This window comes from Paenibacillus sp. Y930 (assembly GCF_056786375.1).
This window is the reverse complement of record NZ_JBXCIX010000002.1, coordinates 769,494-787,305: the sequence shown is the minus strand read 5'-3', so window position 1 is coordinate 787,305 and position 17,812 is coordinate 769,494. Positions and strand designations below refer to the sequence as shown.

Genomic DNA, 17,812 nt, shown 5'->3' with positions numbered 1-17,812 from the left:
AAACCTAAGGTCAAAGAAACATTTTCACTTCATAGTAGTGAATCAGTCAGGTGCGGTAAATTAACATTGTGAATAGTATAAAGTAATCTTTTTATTAAGATAGGTGAAATTATGAAAAACATAAAAAAATCTTCCTTTTGATTTTTGGCTTATTATTAATTATGGCATGTTCCAATGTAGAGGATGGATCACCACTATGCAAATATCTAAGGGGAGAGTGAATCAAATGACTGTATCAAATGTAAATGAGTTAATTTCTGATATGGGGATTGGATGGAATCTAGGCAATACTTTTGAATGCTATGTAGCAATTCCAAACAGAACTGATCTATTTACATTGGCAAGAAGCACACCTACTTCGTGGGGAACACCAACTACACGAACATGTTTCTTTGATACAATAAAACATGCAGGATTCAAGACAATTAGAATTCCAATTACATGGGCTAACCATATAGATTCTTTAACAAATAATATTGATATTGAATATCTTGACTACATTAATGAATTTGTATCATATACTGTAAATACATTAGATATGTATTGCATTATAAATATGCATCATGATGATAGAATCTGGTTTAATGCAAATACTATGGTAAATGATCCAGCTTTAATGCAAAAATATACACATTTATGGAGTCAGATTGCATCGTATTTCAAAGACTACGGACAAAAACTTATATTTGCAGGGTTGAATGAGCCTCTTGACAGTCAAGAAAGATGGGACAATGCTGATAGTGTTGGACTATCTAATGTAAATACTATCCTACAAAACTTTGTTACTTCGGTCAGAGCTGTTTCTGGTAATGAGGATAGATATTTATGCCTCAATACCTATGCATCCAAAGTATATGCTCTAAAGACACTTGTATTTCCAGATAATAAATGCTTTGCAGATGTTCATATTTATGCGAGTAGTGCAAATGAAATCAAGGCTAAGATAGATGATGCATCTAGTTACGGCAAGCCATATGTTATTGGAGAGTTTGGAATAGGTAAAAACGGATGGAGTTCAATAGAGTCTGTTTCCTCACAGTGCTTCATGGTGACTTATGCTAGAACAAAAGGTGTTAGTTGTATTCTATGGGATGATTATGGAAACATGCAATTCCTAAGACGGAACAAAGTCACGCAAAGTAACTATAAAGACGCTCAAAACTTTAATGGGTATTTATTAGACCTACCTAGAATTTTAGTTGATTCCGACATTGTAAAGGTTTCTGAGTTACAAGTCTCTACCAGAAATGACAATATGAGTATTGGTAAGACTTTAGATGTATATCCGACAAATGCACAGCTAAATAGAATAACTTACAACTTTAGTTCTGATAACTCTGTAGCTAAATTTTTAGAAGGAGTTACCCATAATAGACTAACATCTATTAAAAACGGGCTAACTGTAGTGAGTTCATATAGTCCCTACGGGCATGTGGCTCAAAAAGTGATTAGTGTTGGAGGACAGGATAGTAAGGTTCTAGATAACCACGCTCTATCTTTACAGAATGTTGATAATTGGTTTGTAACCCTATCGAGAGTAATTGATGTGCTACCTAGTAATCCTTATATTATAAAATGTCCTGCTGATTATAATATCACTCTAGAAGAGTTGAATATAAATGATGAAGTTACTAAGACTACCATTATCTCAGAAGATTATAACTTTGAAACAAGTATTGTGACAAAAAAATTGAAAATAATAATTGAACATGTTAGTAAAAAAGATTATAACACATTATGTAGAGACTTCTATAGTAACTCAATTGATATGTCTATCTTATATAGCAAGTATCAAGATGAAGTCGTAACTGAGTATAATGAATTTATTAACAGCATTGTCCCTTGTGACAATATTATATTAAGTCAGTCTTCTTATAATATGCTGAACAATGATGTAATATTTGACCTAAACGACTACATGACTATAGTTCCAGCCAACGTGACACAAGTTGTAAGATTCAATGCGGTTGATCCATCTATTGTTCACGTATCATTAAATGGGGTTGTTACACCATTGAAGGAAGGTACAACAAATATCATTATCAGATGCGGAAATAAGTTTGCTGAATTTAGAGTTTTTGTTGACTATTCTGTGAGTATTGCCAAGAAAAAACTTAGTGCTATTATACAAGAACAATTGTTTGTACAAAACATGATGGTCTCAAGTGGTATAGATAATGCCGATAAACTAGAGTTAGAAGCTTTAACTATTGCTTCAAATATGATGTTCAACTCATTAACTGCATTGAGTTCAGAAATATATGACCATATCGAACTTGTTGAAGATAAGCTATTCTTATTTAGTTATAATAACTCTTTATTCTATAAATACCTATCTAGCAAGACGGATTCCAACACAGGGAATAACAAATTAACAAACATGTTATTCGATAATACTAAGAAAATCTTAGTTACATTTGGTTTGACTGATAATAAAACTACCACCTTTGTATCTGGTACTAATTTCTCAATGAGATATGAAAATAAAGACATTCGTGTAGTATATGGTAGCCAAGGGATATTCCATACTCAAAAGCTAAAACCTGGACCTATTGCTGTCTATACATTAGAAGTTTGTAAGAGTTCTCCAAATAGAGCAGTTGTTTTGAATGATGAAGTTCTTACTGCAACCATTGGAACCGGAAGTATTCCAATTAATAACCCTTTAAGCATATTTATAATTCAAAAAGCTTTTAGACTATTTAATATTAAGATATATGATTATGCTACAAATAATCTATTATATGATTTGATGCCTATTCAAGTGGATGATAAATTAGTAATGCTTGATATTGTTAATAATGTACAAAATGAAGTAGGTACAATTAGTACGCATGAACTGGGAACTTTAATGCAGTAACCTTTATAGATATTGCAATTTACACAACAAAAAAAACACTCTCCCATCAGAATTGTGTTCTGAAAAGAAAGTGGTCTAGTTTACAATAAAGTGTGCAGCCCTGCACACTAACTAATTCAATTATGTAAAATCACGATAAGGTCATATATGGTGCGGTAAAGAGGACTCGAACCTCCACGGGGTTGCCCCCACTAGCCCCTCAAGCTAGCGCGTCTGCCGTTCCGCCACTACCGCACGTTGAAGTAATCTGTCACAATAAAATATTTTACAGGAAAACTACCGAATTGTAAAGGTTTCTATTTATTAATCTCATCTAATTCAGCTATGTTTTTCATCAGGATCTAACCAAATAAACGGACATACGATACGCTAATTGGAGGAATTAGTTACTATTTTGATATGAGCGGACAGGAGAGACTTTATTCCCCCCGAAAAACAGATATTTATAGGTGTTTCGAAGCTACCCCTGTCCGCAAGCGTGTCGAAAATGACCTATCATGCAAAATAACGTATCTACCGCCCACTTAAGGGGGCTTAGTAGCCACATTAAGGGGGCTTAGTATTGATTGAGCCTAATTTGTTACTACTTAAGGGATCTACTAAAATTTTTACCCGACACACAAATAAAAAAACCTAGTATACAAGTATACTAGGCTTCACTATATGATGGCTATCGCCAATTTTTACAATATAATACCATTCATCCAGCTGACTTGACTTAAGAAGTAAACTGGTGAGCCATGAAGGACTCGAACCTTCGACACCCTGATTAAAAGTCAGGTGCTCTACCAACTGAGCTAATGGCTCGCATGATAATCATTACTCATGTGAGTTGCTCTCATATGAATGGTTGTGGTGACCCGTAGGGGACTCGAACCCCTGTTACCTCCGTGAAAGGGAGGTGTCTTAACCACTTGACCAACGGGCCATCTTAGTTTGTCTTGAAAAGCGACAAGATGTATCTTATCACGTTTTTTTTCACAATGCAACACTTTTTTTCGCGATTTTTCCCGAGTATTTTTAGCAAATAAAAAAGACCGCTTGACGGTCCTCTAAAAGCAAGCCTACCAAGAAAAAAATATGGCGGAGAAGGTGGGATTCGAACCCACGCACCACTTGCGCAGCCTAACCCCTTAGCAGAGGGTCCCCTTGAACCACTTGGGTACTTCCCCATAATGGCTCCCCGAACAGGACTCGAACCTGTGACAACTCGATTAACAGTCGAGTGCTCTACCAACTGAGCTATCAGGGAACAACAATAAGATAAAGCGAACACTTAATAATTTACCATGTACGTTATAGCTTGTCAAGCTCTTTCATCATTAATTGCCCACTACATTTTCCGCATCTATATTTACTCACATCCATCCGACGCTTACGATAATATTTCAGCTCACAATCTCTACATATGAGCAGATACTTATAGTTCGCACCTGTACGATTGCTTCGTTCAGGTAATGTATTGCAATAGCGGGAACCACCGACATGAGATAGCAGTTGCTTAAAATCCATATCGCGATGTTTATATCCCCGTTTCAAAATATGCAAATGGTAATGACAGAGTTCATGCTTAATTATTTTCTCAGTTTCCTCTTGTCCGAATGCCTCTAACTGATGAGGACTAATCTCTATATTATGACTATTCGTGAAATAGCGCCCACCGGTTGCTTTCAATCGACTATTAAATGTCGCAGTGTGTAGAAACGCTCTGTCAAAATATTGCAGCGAAACACGTTCCACCCATTGTTGCAACTTCTGATCATCCATCATTTTTCACCTTCTAAAACTTTTTTTCTCGTCCAGATACACTTCCTTGCAAACAAAAAGTAGCTTCGGAAGCATAATCTAAAACTTTTTATTATCTTCCTGATACACTACCTCGCAAACAAAAAGTCACATCAGAAGCATCTTACTCCTACTTGAATTGTAAGCCTACAATAGGCTACACTGTCAAGTAGAATATGCTTTTATTTGAGGGGAGAGTACCAACTTATTATGGCTATTATGCGCTATGTGTTAATGCAACAACAAACTAAGCTAACATTCATAGAAATGCCCGCAACTCACGCTTATCAGTTAAGCGCATTGAATTTGCGTCTTCGTAAAGAAATCGACAAGCTTACTGCGGATGAAGTACCTAACTTACCTTACGCAGTTGCTGAATGTGATGCCGTAGAACTCCATACCGATCTCGTTCACATTCAATCTGGTCTTGATTACATTAATGAACTTGAGGCAGATTTTGCTGCTGTCAAAGAAAAATCATACCCATTAATTTCTTTACTTACTGAAATTCGTGCCCTTCAAGCCCAGCTTGAACAATGGTATGAAGAGCTAGAAGATCAACAATTATAGTGCATGTTCAAAACTAACATGGCCTAATGAGCATGTTAGTTTTGAACTACATCTTATAGTAACATTTGACAGCTGTCGCATTTGTTAGGCAGACAGACACCTATAATCTCCAAATGCCATATGGTAATGAATCATCATCGCCTAGGCTGGAGGGAGGAACTGTTCATGCCTCATTGGCTTCGCAATCAATTAATGAAAGCTTTCTTGAAACGTGATCGTCGGCAAATTCGTCTACTTAATGATTGTTGGTATTTCTATCGTACCCACAACTTTCATGTAAATTCGGAAGCTGATTCTAATTAATCTTATAAATCCAATAGCAATTGAAATAAGCCTAAAGCCGGTAAAAGCTTTGGGCTTATTTCACGATCACATGCGATCGACTTGGTATGGCTTAAGCGGAGAGAACTAATCGCTAGTGGTGAGCGGTCTCCAGTTGGAACAATGACATAAGATCGAATCAAACTTCTTCTAGCGAGGCTTCTTCATCGTTAGCCCTACACGATTCCGCTTCATATCGACTTCCAGCACCCATACGGTTACTGTATCTCCGACCGAAACAACATCCATCGGATGTTTGACGAAGCGATCACTAAGCTGTGAAATATGGACAAGTCCGTCATTTTTCAAGCCAATGTCAACAAATGCCCCAAAGTCGATCACGTTGCGCACAGTACCATGCAGCTCCATATCTTTCGTCAAATCCTCGATATTCAGTACATCCGTATGGAAGATTGGCGCTGGTAATTCCTCACGAGGATCACGGCCTGGTCGTAATAGGCTATCGACAATATCCTTCATCGTCGGCACGCCAACCTCTAACTTAGCCGCAGTCTCTTCTATGTTCAAAGCTTTAAGTTCAGATGCCAGTTGTTCACTACCAACTGCTTGCTCCTTCATACCAAGCTCTTTCAATAATGCCTTCACCACACGGTAAGACTCTGGGTGAATTGGTGTGTTATCTAGCAGTTGCTCACCTTCAACTATACGCAAGAAACCAACACATTGCTCAAATGATTTGGCACCCAAACGTGGTACCTTTTGCAGCTGAGCACGCTTAATAAAACGCCCATTCTCATCGCGATATTTCACAATGTTTTTGGCAATTGTCCCATTAATCCCCGCTACATAAGATAATAGTGATGCAGATGCCGTATTGACGTCTACTCCAACATGGTTAACTGCTGATTCTACAACACCAGTCAGCGTCTCATCCAGCCTTTTTTGACTAACATCATGCTGGTACTGGCCCACGCCAATTGCTTTTGGCTCGATCTTCACAAGCTCGGCTAGTGGGTCCTGCAGACGTCTTGCGATAGATACAGCACTGCGCTCAGCAACATCAAGCTCAGGGAATTCTTCCGCTGCTAATTTGGAAGCAGAGTACACACTTGCTCCCGCTTCATTCACTATAATATATTTCAGCTGCGTTGCTTTTGAATGATTTTTGATAAGCGCTGCAATAAATTGCTCCGTCTCACGTGACGCAGTTCCATTACCAATAACGATCAGTTCAATATCGTACGTATCGATTAATTTGCTAATTTGCTTCTCAGCTTCAGCAGTTTTATGATGCGGCGCTGTAGGATAACAGACGCCAACCTCTAGCATTTTTCCAATATCATCAATGACTGCAAGCTTACAGCCAGTTCGGAAGGCTGGATCGACTCCGAGCACTCGTTTGCCACGAACAGGAGGCTGCAATAGTAGATTACGAAGATTTTCCGAGAAAATATCGATCGCATGAACTTCAGCTTTATCTGTCAGTTCCGTTCTCACTTCTCGTTCAATCGATGGCCCTAGTAGACGCTTATACGCGTCAACAATAACCTCTTGAAGTACTTGAATAATGCCTGAACTTGAAGGAGCATCCCGCTTCACTGTCTGCCTATGCATATACTGTTCAATTCGCTCGCTATCTAGTACGAAGCTAACCTTCAAAATTTCTTCCCGTTCCCCACGATTAATCGCAAGTATCCGATGCGGTGGCAATTTACTGATAGGTTCTTGATAGTTATAGTACATCTCGTATACCGATTCCGTCTCAGCGTCCTTAACTATCGTTTTCAATATACCATTGCTAAATGTGAACGTTCTAACCCATGTACGAATCTTCGCATCATCCGCCAATTGCTCTGCAATAATATCTTTCGCTCCTGCCAACGCATCTTCCGCGCTTTCTACGCCCTTCTCAGCGTCGATATAACGAGCCGCTTCAACTAACGGGGTAATCGGGCTAGCCTGAGCTAACAACCACTCTGCGAGCGGTTCAAGCCCTTTTTCTTTGGCTACACTCGCTCTCGTCTTACGCTTCTGACGGTAAGGACGATACAAATCTTCAATTTCTTGCAGCTTTACACTTTTATTAATCGCAAGCGCAAGTTCATCAGTTAGCTTACCTTGTTCTTCAATTAGTCTAAGGACCTCTTGCTTACGAGACTCAAGATTGCGCATATATTGCAGCTTTTCTTCAATATCACGTAATTGATTCTCATCAAGCTCACCAGTCATTTCTTTACGATAACGTGCGATAAATGGAATTGTATTTCCCTCATCAAGCAAGCCCACTGCTGATTTAACTTTACTTTGCGGAATATTTAATTGCTTAGCGATCTCGCTTATCATGTGGATTACGCTCTGTTCCATGTATGTACCTCACCTTTACTTCTTATTTAGAAATTACGCTTTATGCAAGCAGAAGCATTCCTGTGCTACTGCTAGGAATGCTTCTCATGTTAGTTATTTCACGTATGGATTGTTAGCTTTTTCGTAGCCAATCGTTGTTTTTGGACCATGTCCTGAGTATACGATCGTCGCATCGTCCAGCTTGTACAATTTATTTTGAATAGAATGATAGAGATCGACTTCTTTACCACCTGGAAGATCAGTACGACCAACAGATAAGCGGAATAATACATCTCCCGAGAAAATATATTGACCGCATACGAAGCTTACACTTCCTGGTGAATGACCTGGCGTATGAAGCACTTTGAAGGAATGACCGATCAATTCTAGCACCTGTCCCTCATCCAATCCATATTCAGCTGGATCAGTCGAAAGCGGCGGTGTTACATCCTGCCAGCGCATCGAGCCGTTTTTACGAGGATCAGTTAGCCAGTCCGCTTCAAGATCATGAATATATACTGGACATTTGGCAAGCTTACGAACCTCATCAACACCACCCATATGATCAAAATGTGCATGTGTTAACAAGATAGCTTCAATATGAACACCTTGAATTTTCTCAATTAAACGCTTCGGATTCATACCAGGATCAATAATAATTCCACGTTTTCCCCCCGTAGCTTCTTCTTCAACCGTTAACAAATAACAATTGGTTTGCAATGGCCCCAATGAAAAACTAGTAATTTGAAATGTTGGCGTAGTCATAATTAGACGCTCTCCAATACTTCACGTAATTCAGCAACAATATGAGCTTGATAGCCAGTACCTTCGCCATATTGCTCCATAATGCCTGCACGAACAACAGCCATACGATCCCCATAATCAGCAGCTTCACGATCAGGGTTAGTCGCTTTGAATTGTGCCATAACTTCTTGCACATGTTTCGGACGAGGACCCCATTGACCTAGTACAACGCCGCCAGTGTCAGCAATAATTACGACCGGAATAGAACGGCCACCATAAGTTAGAAATTGATCAATCGTATCAAGATGGTCTTCCATAATTAGCACATCAATCGGAATACCACTGTTTTCAAGAACATTAAATACGACTGGAATATTACGAACGGCATCGCCGCACCAATCTGCCATAACAATTAAGCAACGAAGGTCATCACGATTGTTCAATGATGCATAGAACTCTTTATCTTCTTCAGAAGGCCATTCGAATTGCTCCTTCCAAGCTATAAATTGCTCTTGATTTTTCGTCATGCCTGCAATAAATTGTTCAGGACTAATCCCTTTACCAATTTTACTCGCTACATTTTTGCTCATTATATATCCCTCTTTCTGCATGTCTCATTTATATAACAATAATTTCAATTGATTTAATTATAGCTAATTTTTGCGGAATCTGCGAATGTAGAAAATAATAAATGCAATACCGCATATTGCGATTAATCCATAAGCAATGTAGGAGTATACATCCATAAATGCTACGATATCTTCCCAACGATCACCGAGCATTGATCCAAGCGTCACAAGAATCGTGTTCCAAATTAATGTTCCGAGTGTTGTAAATAGTAGAAAAGGTACTAACTTCATACCAGACATACCGGCCGGAATCGAAATTAAACTCCTAATTAGCGGAACCATCCGACATAGAAATACTGCCCAGTTTCCATGTTTATCAAACCAAGCATCGGCACGACGAATATCTTCTTTCTTCACACGCAATATTTTTCCCCAGCGATCAATAATTTTCTCTAATCTCTCAACATCGAGTACACGACCAATATAATATAAAATAATTGCACCGATCAGCGATCCGATTGTTGCAACGACGATTACACCAAGTGGCGTCATTGCTGTTTTCGTTGTCATAAACCCACCAAAAGTCAATATTAATTCCGATGGTATCGGTGGAAATATATTCTCAATTGCGATCAACAACAAAATACCAAAGTAACCAAACTGCTCCATAATCTCCGTTATCCAATTTTCCATATTCATCCTCCATCAGTTCTATTACTAAACGATATTCTATCATACCTGCGGACATGCTACCAAATTTCATTATGTGACCAGCCTAATTATAATTGCATATTATGAGTTAAGTATATAGAAGGAGCTGAACTCTTCATGAAACATCAGGCTGCTAATCATAATCCCCAATTACCTACTGCAAGGAAAATTCGCCGATCATGTCAAGCTGAGTTATACCGTACAATCAAACGACTAAAAGTATTTATCCTTCCTGAAAAAGTAGAGCAAGCAGAAACGATCTATTTCAAAAAAGTTACAAATCATGCGGTTTGGCTTCACGAGAATCGCAGTAATCGTAAGAAACAAGTAGATTGGTGGGAAGAGAACGTATGCGACGAGCTCGTCGCAGTACTAGAAGTTGATCGTGCAGAGTTTGTTACAGCATTTCGCGCTGCTTATGGTGGCTAATTTTCTCTCGGTATGGCAACATCGAGGTGCTAGATTGCGATCACTCCACTAATCCTTCCCTTGATCGTAGTTCCATATATTCGTTAACATTCACTTCATTTGTTCCTACCAAAATAAGCGCAGCTACTTTCAAATACAAAAATAAGCGTAGATGCCATAATGGTTCTGCGCTTATTTTTGTCACTTTGACTCCATAGACTATAATTTTATAGTCCACCGCTCGTATGGTTCGTCTGTAGCATCAATTTTGGCGTTACAGAGCCACATTCGCTCGAATGGTTCGCCTGTAGCGTCAATTTTGTTTTATTAAGTTGGTGAATGAACTAGGTAGTAATGAAAAAAGTTATATTCCCTTTATTCATTATCCACCGCCCTGCGAAGAGTACCTTAGCACTCCCCCACGCTCCAGCGGAAAGAACTAATCACTAGTGGTATGCGATAGCGGTCGTTTTTGTCCTCGGAATTATACCACTATTACCTTTACAATAAATCCGAGGACAACGGCGATCGGAACAGTGATTGGTTCTTGGAGCGACCTCCGATTGGAACAGTAATTGGTTCTCGGAGCACTCTACTCCAAATCCTGCTCCACAATAATTCCCATTGAATCAGTAGTTGTCTCATCAACTAATCCATTATGCTCTGTGACATATCCGCCACCGAGTCCCTCATTGACCATTCGGTCTACATCCATGTCGTAACTCTCTCGCCCTCCATGCTCATCTGTAACGATCTCTTGTTCTTCTTTACGACGTTGTCTATCGCTGTTCATCATGTTATCCACATCAATTCTCCTCTTAGTCATTCCGATAATTATTGGAATCTAATAATAAATCTAACGCTAATTTCCCCGAATTGCAGTCAATTCATACAGCTGATAAATAGAATCTTTCAGACAACTTTATTGCATAATGGCATGTTTTATAGTATCTCAGAATAAATAGTGATAGAACGTTCTAAATTTATGTAAGCTGGAAAACGGAAGGAGTATTTGTGTGAGGCATAAGCAGAACTCAAATTGGTCGTTTTTATTGATGCGCGGACCTGATCAGTCTGTGAAGCAATTTAACGTGACAAAGCGATCTCTTATTGCTACACCAGTCGCTCTCATAGCTGTAGTAACTAGTTGCGTCATCGGTCTACAACTGCAAGCAGCTTCCGAATTAAGACGGATCGAGAGCCAGCAAGCCTTGCTACAGCAGCAATATGATTCGATGCTTTCCGAGCATAGCTTGGAAATAAATAATAAGGAAAGTTACATTCATACATTGCAATCCGAGCTAGTTAATTTACAACAGAATCAAGCCAATATTGATGCAAAGCTTATTGATTTACAGAAGCTTGAGGTTCAACTCCAGCAATTTATCCAGACGTATGGAGAGGAAGTACCTTTGAGCTTGAATAGAAGCATTATGGAGGATGAGGACGGCACGCACATACTAGAGCAATCTTCCTATCGCGTAGCTACGATGGCATATCAAGCCAACGCTCCATTACAAGAAATGAGCGACTATATCGAAGCGATGGGAGTTTCTATGCAGCAAACGCTACGTCAAGCAAGTAAGATTCGCGAAGCAGTAGATGCATATCCTAATCTTTGGCCTACGGTCTCTACTCAACTGACTTCAGGTTTTGGTTATCGAAGCGACCCTTTTTCCGGCCAATCACGTTTTCATGCTGGTATTGATATTGCCGGCAAGAAAGGCGATACCATTTTCAGTGCTGCGGATGGTGAAATTATCGAGACGGGATACGACGATCAATATGGCAACTATATTGTCATTTCACATTTACATGATCTGCAAACGATATATATGCATCTTGATGCCATTGAAGCTAGTATCGGTGATATCGTCGTTAGGGGAGAGAAGATTGGCTTAATGGGCACTACTGGGAAAAGTACAGGCACGCATTTACATTTTCAAATCGTCCAAAAAAATGTAGCAGTCTCACCGTTACCCTTTCTGAACAATCAAAAACATATTTAGCTTATCATTCCGTAGCAACTTTTCATTGCAAAATAGCCGCTCTGAGAAGCCATCTGAAGTTTTTAAGGAGGAAAGCAATGTTAAAGGGAGCGAAACGTCTTACAGCAACTGACACGTTAATTGGGCAAGGAACTGTTTTTGAAGGTTCCATTCAGACAGAGGCTAATCTTCGAATTGAAGGTGAATTTCACGGGGAAATTACATCTCAATGTGAGATCATTATCGGAGAGTACGGCGTAGCAAAGGCAGAAATTAAATGCTTGAACTTAACAATTGCAGGTCAATTACATGGCGATATTACCGTTACGGGTCGACTCATTATTACTCCATCTGGACAACTAAATGGCAATGCAGTCGTACAATCCATTATCGTTCAAGAAGGTGCTACCTTTAACGGTCAATGCAAGATGATTAATGCTTCAAGTAAAGCAAGTAATGCAGAGGTAGAAACGATTAATAAAAATCTTGAAAATAAAGCGGAAAATCGTAAAGCAAAACAGGCAGGCTAGCCACTAAAAGAGCTTATGTAGCTACTTATTATCAATTTCCCGATGCTGATAATGCGTCCTGCATCACTTCGTTATCAAAGTATACTATTTGTACTACCTCAAAAATAGGATCGTCTCTCAAGCCATTGTAACAATGACTGAGCGACGATCCTTTTTCTTATATACTAGTAACTGCTGCAAGTTTTCATATCATATGATCGAATATGATTAGCTGTTATTTCAACGCTAGCAGTAATTCCTTCTTACTTGATTCAAATGCAACTAGTAATGCATCCTCGCCAGCATGACCCGCATCCTGTGCTAGCTTAATATGCTGTAGCATTTTTTTGTAATCTTTCGGAATGACTTTCACGAAGCGAGTTAGTTCCGCATTGAAATTACCGAGAATCCGAGACGCTACTTCACTTTCCGTATAGATTACATGCTTTTGCAGCATGGAACGAAGTTCTTCGACATCTTCATGCTCTTCGATATGCTCAAGCAGAATCATTTCGAGATTGCTACGACTTAATAATAGACGTTTTGGATCGTATACGTAAGCGACGCCACCAGACATACCAGCACCAAAGTTACGTCCTGTTTCACCAAGCACAACGACACGTCCGCCAGTCATATATTCACAGCCATGGTCACCGACGCCTTCAACGACTACATTAGCACCAGAGTTTCTAACTGCGAATCGCTCTCCAGCTATACCGCGAATGTATGCTTCTCCACCCGTTGCACCGTATAATACGGTATTACCAGTAATAACATTCTCCTCAGCAACAAATGTAGATCGTTTCGATGGCGCTACTATAATTTTACCACCTGATAGTCCTTTACCGAAGTAATCATTCGTATCACCCTCAACGGAAAGCGTAATTCCTTTCGGAACAAATGCACCGAATGATTGACCAGCTGTACCGACAAATTGATACCAGATTGTATCTTCAGGAAGTCCTTGCGCACCATAGCGACTAGTAACCTCATAACCAAGCGTAGTACCAACAACACGATCTGTATTCAAGATCGGGAATGTTCCACGAACTTGTTCACCGTTCTCAAGCGCCGTTGCTGCATTTGGGATAAGTTCTCTAGCATCAAGTGAAAGCTCAAGTCCATGATTTTGCCCCTTAGAATTATAACGAGTAGTACCTTCAGCAGGCTGCTGCTCGTGTAGAATCGCAGATAGATCAAGACCTTTTGTTTTCAAATGATCAGCAAGTACTTTTGTTTGTAGTCGGTCTACACGACCAACCATATCTTGAACGCTGCGGAAACCTAGTTCAGCCATAATTTCACGTAGCTCCTCAGCAATAAAACGAAGGTAGTTGACGATATGAGATGGATCGCCAGTGAATTTCTTACGAAGCTCAGGGTTTTGTGTAGCTACACCAACTGGGCAAGTATCTAAGTGACATACGCGCATCATGACGCAACCTAGAACGACCAGTGGAGCTGTTGAGAAACCAAATTCCTCTGCGCCAAGTAGAGCAGCAATGGCAACATCACGACCATTCATCATTTTACCGTCGGACTCAAGTACGATCCGATCTCGTAAATTATTCAACATCAATGTTTGATGCGTTTCAGCAAGACCGAGCTCCCATGGAAGACCAGCATGACGAATAGATCCGATAGGTGAAGCACCTGTACCGCCGTCATATCCACTAATCATAATTAGATCAGCGCGACCTTTTGCAACACCCGCAGCAATCGTTCCAACACCTGCACCAGATACTAGCTTCACGCTAATACGGGCACGAGGGTTAGCATTTTTCAAGTCATGAATTAATTCAGCCAAATCTTCAATAGAATAAATATCATGATGCGGTGGAGGTGAGATTAGACCAACACCTGGAGTAGAGCCACGAACTTCAGCAACCCAAGGATATACTTTCTGACCTGGAAGTTGACCACCTTCACCTGGTTTAGCACCTTGTGCCATCTTAATCTGAATTTCATCAGCATTAACAAGGTAATGACTTGTTACACCGAATCGACCAGACGCAACTTGTTTAATCGCACTACGACGTAGATCACCATTCTCATCAGCAATAAAGCGTGATGGATGTTCTCCGCCTTCACCTGTATTAGATTTACCACCAAGACGGTTCATTGCAATCGCTAAGCTTTCATGAGCCTCTTGGCTAATAGAACCGTAAGACATTGCACCTGTTTTGAAACGTTTCACGATAGCATCTATCGATTCAACTTCTTCAAGTGGAATAGATTGACCATCTGTTTTGAAATCGATTAGAGAGCGTAGCATAAGATGCTTTTTGTTCTCACCTTGAACTAGAGTAGAGAATTTTTTATATAATTTATAGTCGTTGTTACGAGCTGATGTTTGAAGTGTATGAATCGTCTGTGGAGTAAGTAGATGATCTTCACCATCACGTCGCCATTGATATTCACCACCAGAATCAAGTTCACTTTCAGCACCTGCTTGTGATGCGAATCCACGATCATGTGAATTTTGTGCATCTTTGGCAATCTGCTCAAGATCAATACCACCAATTCTAGATGGTGTCCAAGTGAAATATTTCTCGATCAAACTTTCTTGTAACCCGACTGCTTCGAAGATTTGTGCACCACGATAAGACTGAATAGTAGAGATACCCATTTTGGATAAAACTTTAACTACGCCTTTTGTCGCTGCTTTGATGTAGTTCTTAACAGCTTTTTCATAAGTTACGCCGCGCATTGATCCTTTGGCAACCATATCCTCGAATGTTTCATATACAAGATAAGGGTTAATAACGTTAACACCGTAACCTAGCAATAATGCAAAGTGATGTACTTCTCTTGGTTCACCTGATTCAAGTAAGATCGACACTTTTGTACGAGCACCTGTACGAATAAGATGGTGATGTAAGGAAGATACAGCAAGCAATGCTGGAATAGCTGCATTTTCTTGATTAATACCACGATCAGATAGAATGATTAAGTTATGCCCCTTCTCAATAACACGATCTGCTGCTGCGAACATTTCATCCAATGCTTTCTCAATTCCAGTAGCACCGCTACCAGCAGAGAAGAACATTGGAATTGTTATCGCTTTGAATCCTTCACGACGAATATGACGAAGCTTAGCAAATTGTTCATTAGATAAGAATGGTGTGTCTAACTTCACATGACGGCAGCTCTCAGGTTCAGCATGCAATAGATTACGCTCTGGTCCAATTGTCGTAATCGTCGAAGTAACAAGCTCCTCACGTATCGCATCAATTGGTGGGTTAGTTACTTGGGCAAACAATTGCTTGAAGTAGTTATATAGCATTTGTGGACGCTCTGACAACACCGCTAATGGTGCATCATAACCCATGGAGCTCAAAGGTTCTTGACCTCCAAGTGCCATTGGCTCCAGCACTTTACGAATTTCTTCGTATGTGAAACCAAAAGCTTGTTGACGTTGCTGCAAGCTTTCCTTTCTCACTTCCGGCAGCGTAGGTGCATCTGGCAAATCAGTCAGCGTTACAAGATGCGCATCAAGCCACTGTTGATAAGGTTGCTCGGCGGCAATCATCGCTTTAATCTCTTCATCCGGTACGATACAACCTTTCGCTGTATCAACAAGCAGCATACGACCTGGACGTAGACGGTCTTTATATACAATTTCCTCTGGGGCAACTGGTACTGCTCCTGCCTCAGATCCTAAAATGATATGATCATCTTTTGTTACATAGTAACGTGCTGGACGTAGACCGTTACGATCAAGCATTGCACCAATCTGTACGCCATCTGTAAAGCCCATTGCTGCCGGGCCATCCCAAGGCTCCATTAGCGTACTATGATATTCATAGAATGCTTTGCGATCTTGATCCATACCTTCATGATTGGACCAAGGTTCTGGAACCATCATCATCGCTACATGAGGAAGAGATCGTCCTGCAAGTGTTAAAAATTCAAACGTATTATCAAACATTGCCGTATCAGAGCCATCCGGAGCAATGATTGGTTTGATCTTTTCTAGATCATCACCGAACAATTCGCTTGCGAACAATGTTTGACGAGCATGCATCCAGTTCACATTACCTCGCAATGTATTAATTTCACCATTGTGAATCATATAGTGGAATGGATGTGCTCTTTCCCAGCTTGGGAATGTATTGGTACTGAAGCGAGAGTGAACAAGTGCCATAGCAGATTCAACCGCAGCATTATTCAATTCGATATAGAAGGAGCGAACTTGCTCCGTCGTAAGCATACCTTTGTATACAATTTTGCGAGATGACATACTAGAGAAGTAGAACATCTCTCCGCCCACTTGCCCTCCGTAACGAATAGCAAGCTCAGCACGTTTACGAATGACGTACAATTTTCGTTCAAATGAAAGAGTGTCCACAAGGGCAGCATTACGTCTAATGAATACTTGAGCCACATACGGCTTTACAGACAATGCAGATTGACCAAGTTTTTCATCATTTGTTGGAACTTCACGGAAGCCGATCAATTGTTGTCCTTCTTCAGCAATAATGGACGCTAATTTCTCCTCGATGCCAGAACGTTGCTCTGCATTTTGAGGCATGAACATCATACCAACCGCATAGTTTTCTGGTTCAGGTAGAATTAGACCTTCCTTATTAAGTTCACTTACGAAAAATGCATGTGGGATTTGAATTAAGATCCCTGCGCCATCTCCTGTATTCGGCTCACTACCTTGACCACCGCGATGCTCCATATTTTCAAGCAATTGTAGCGCTTTACTAATGACGTCATGAGACTTTACGCCTTTAATACTAGCGACAAAGCCCATTCCGCAAGCATCTTTTTCGAATTGCGGGTCATATAGTCCTTGTCTAGGAGGTAAACTAACTGTTTGGTTTTTCATCGTATATTTCCCCTCTATATTAAATATAAAGATTATTCATTAACGTCTTCTTCTTTATGGAAAGTTATTATAAAATAGTAGAGAACGTAATATTCCCTACAACCTCCCATTTTTTATTGTTCATCTTATCTAAAGTAAATGATATTTTTTTCGATTCTCACGCCATCGTTTCATAACTCAAGTAAAACAACGAATCGGAATGATAT

Annotated in this window: 14 protein-coding genes and 5 tRNA genes; 6 read left to right on the top strand and 13 right to left on the bottom strand. The window is 39.9% G+C overall.

Annotated features, from left to right (window positions below):
- Nucleotides 1–226: 226 nt before the first annotated feature.
- A complete protein-coding gene (locus tag AC1TO5_RS08790; protein ID WP_482062408.1) occupies nucleotides 227–2,860 on the top strand; it encodes a glycoside hydrolase family 5 protein in 2,634 nt (877 codons plus the stop codon).
- 148 nt (nucleotides 2,861–3,008) lie between these two features.
- Here AC1TO5_RS08790 and AC1TO5_RS08785 read toward each other — a convergent pair.
- The 6 genes from AC1TO5_RS08785 to AC1TO5_RS08760 all read right to left on the bottom strand — a co-directional run bounded on the left by AC1TO5_RS08785 (nucleotide 3,009) and on the right by AC1TO5_RS08760 (nucleotide 4,627).
- Nucleotides 3,009–3,094: transfer RNA gene (locus AC1TO5_RS08785), tRNA-Leu, on the bottom strand.
- 497 nt (nucleotides 3,095–3,591) lie between these two features.
- Nucleotides 3,592–3,667 (bottom strand) — tRNA-Lys (locus tag AC1TO5_RS08780).
- Nucleotides 3,668–3,713: 46 nt separating this feature from the next.
- Nucleotides 3,714–3,788, bottom strand: a tRNA-Glu gene (locus tag AC1TO5_RS08775).
- 153 nt (nucleotides 3,789–3,941) lie between these two features.
- Nucleotides 3,942–4,032 (bottom strand) — tRNA-Ser (locus tag AC1TO5_RS08770).
- Between the two features lie 4 nt (nucleotides 4,033–4,036).
- A tRNA-Asn gene (locus tag AC1TO5_RS08765) sits at nucleotides 4,037–4,112 on the bottom strand.
- Between the two features lie 44 nt (nucleotides 4,113–4,156).
- Nucleotides 4,157–4,627 carry a SprT family protein gene (locus AC1TO5_RS08760; protein WP_482062504.1) on the bottom strand — a complete coding sequence of 157 codons (471 nt, stop codon included), beginning with the start codon at nucleotides 4,625–4,627 and terminating at the stop codon, nucleotides 4,157–4,159.
- Nucleotides 4,628–4,855: 228 nt separating this feature from the next.
- On the opposite strand from AC1TO5_RS08760, the gene AC1TO5_RS08755 reads away from it, so the two are divergent.
- On the top strand, nucleotides 4,856–5,215 hold the full coding sequence (locus tag AC1TO5_RS08755; RefSeq protein WP_482062407.1) for a hydrolase/acyltransferase: 360 nt from the start codon (nucleotides 4,856–4,858) through the stop codon (nucleotides 5,213–5,215).
- A 165-nt stretch (nucleotides 5,216–5,380) separates the two neighbouring features.
- Nucleotides 5,381–5,518, top strand: coding sequence for a cortex morphogenetic protein CmpA (cmpA, locus tag AC1TO5_RS08750; RefSeq protein WP_482062406.1), 138 nt, complete (start codon nucleotides 5,381–5,383; stop codon nucleotides 5,516–5,518).
- Between the two features lie 168 nt (nucleotides 5,519–5,686).
- Here the strand turns inward: cmpA and AC1TO5_RS08745 are convergent, their stop codons facing one another.
- The 4 genes from AC1TO5_RS08745 to AC1TO5_RS08730 all read right to left on the bottom strand — a co-directional run bounded on the left by AC1TO5_RS08745 (nucleotide 5,687) and on the right by AC1TO5_RS08730 (nucleotide 9,846).
- Nucleotides 5,687–7,861 carry a Tex family protein gene (locus AC1TO5_RS08745; protein WP_482062405.1) on the bottom strand — a complete coding sequence of 725 codons (2,175 nt, stop codon included), beginning with the start codon at nucleotides 7,859–7,861 and terminating at the stop codon, nucleotides 5,687–5,689.
- 93 nt (nucleotides 7,862–7,954) lie between these two features.
- Nucleotides 7,955–8,605, bottom strand: coding sequence for an MBL fold metallo-hydrolase (locus AC1TO5_RS08740; RefSeq protein WP_482062404.1), 651 nt, complete (start codon nucleotides 8,603–8,605; stop codon nucleotides 7,955–7,957).
- A gap of 2 nt (nucleotides 8,606–8,607) precedes the next feature.
- Complete coding sequence (locus tag AC1TO5_RS08735) at nucleotides 8,608–9,174, bottom strand: thioredoxin family protein (protein WP_482062403.1); 567 nt, start codon at nucleotides 9,172–9,174, stop codon at nucleotides 8,608–8,610.
- A 63-nt stretch (nucleotides 9,175–9,237) separates the two neighbouring features.
- Nucleotides 9,238–9,846, bottom strand: a complete 609-nt coding sequence (locus tag AC1TO5_RS08730; protein ID WP_482062402.1) for a DedA family protein — start codon at nucleotides 9,844–9,846, stop codon at nucleotides 9,238–9,240.
- Nucleotides 9,847–9,981: 135 nt separating this feature from the next.
- Here AC1TO5_RS08730 and AC1TO5_RS08725 point away from each other — a divergent pair, with 135 nt between their 5' ends.
- The gene (locus AC1TO5_RS08725) at nucleotides 9,982–10,293 is read left to right on the top strand and encodes a dehydrogenase (RefSeq protein WP_482062401.1); all 312 of its coding nucleotides are present in this window, start codon (nucleotides 9,982–9,984) and stop codon (nucleotides 10,291–10,293) included.
- A 40-nt stretch (nucleotides 10,294–10,333) separates the two neighbouring features.
- Here the strand turns inward: AC1TO5_RS08725 and AC1TO5_RS08720 are convergent, their stop codons facing one another.
- The gene (locus AC1TO5_RS08720) at nucleotides 10,334–10,477 is read right to left on the bottom strand and encodes a hypothetical protein (protein ID WP_482062400.1); all 144 of its coding nucleotides are present in this window, start codon (nucleotides 10,475–10,477) and stop codon (nucleotides 10,334–10,336) included.
- A 387-nt stretch (nucleotides 10,478–10,864) separates the two neighbouring features.
- A complete protein-coding gene (locus AC1TO5_RS08715; protein ID WP_482062503.1) occupies nucleotides 10,865–11,068 on the bottom strand; it encodes a hypothetical protein in 204 nt (67 codons plus the stop codon).
- Between the two features lie 220 nt (nucleotides 11,069–11,288).
- Here AC1TO5_RS08715 and AC1TO5_RS08710 point away from each other — a divergent pair, with 220 nt between their 5' ends.
- Entirely contained in the window at nucleotides 11,289–12,281 is a 993-nt protein-coding gene (locus AC1TO5_RS08710; protein WP_482062399.1) for a M23 family metallopeptidase, read from the top strand.
- 77 nt (nucleotides 12,282–12,358) lie between these two features.
- Nucleotides 12,359–12,790, top strand: coding sequence for a bactofilin family protein (locus AC1TO5_RS08705; protein ID WP_482062398.1), 432 nt, complete (start codon nucleotides 12,359–12,361; stop codon nucleotides 12,788–12,790).
- 214 nt (nucleotides 12,791–13,004) lie between these two features.
- On the opposite strand, the gene gltB is transcribed toward AC1TO5_RS08705, so the two are convergent.
- Nucleotides 13,005–17,606: a glutamate synthase large subunit gene (gltB, locus tag AC1TO5_RS08700; RefSeq protein ID WP_482062397.1), complete on the bottom strand. Its 4,602-nt coding sequence runs from the start codon at nucleotides 17,604–17,606 to the stop codon at nucleotides 13,005–13,007.
- Between the last annotated feature and the right edge of the window lie 206 nt (nucleotides 17,607–17,812).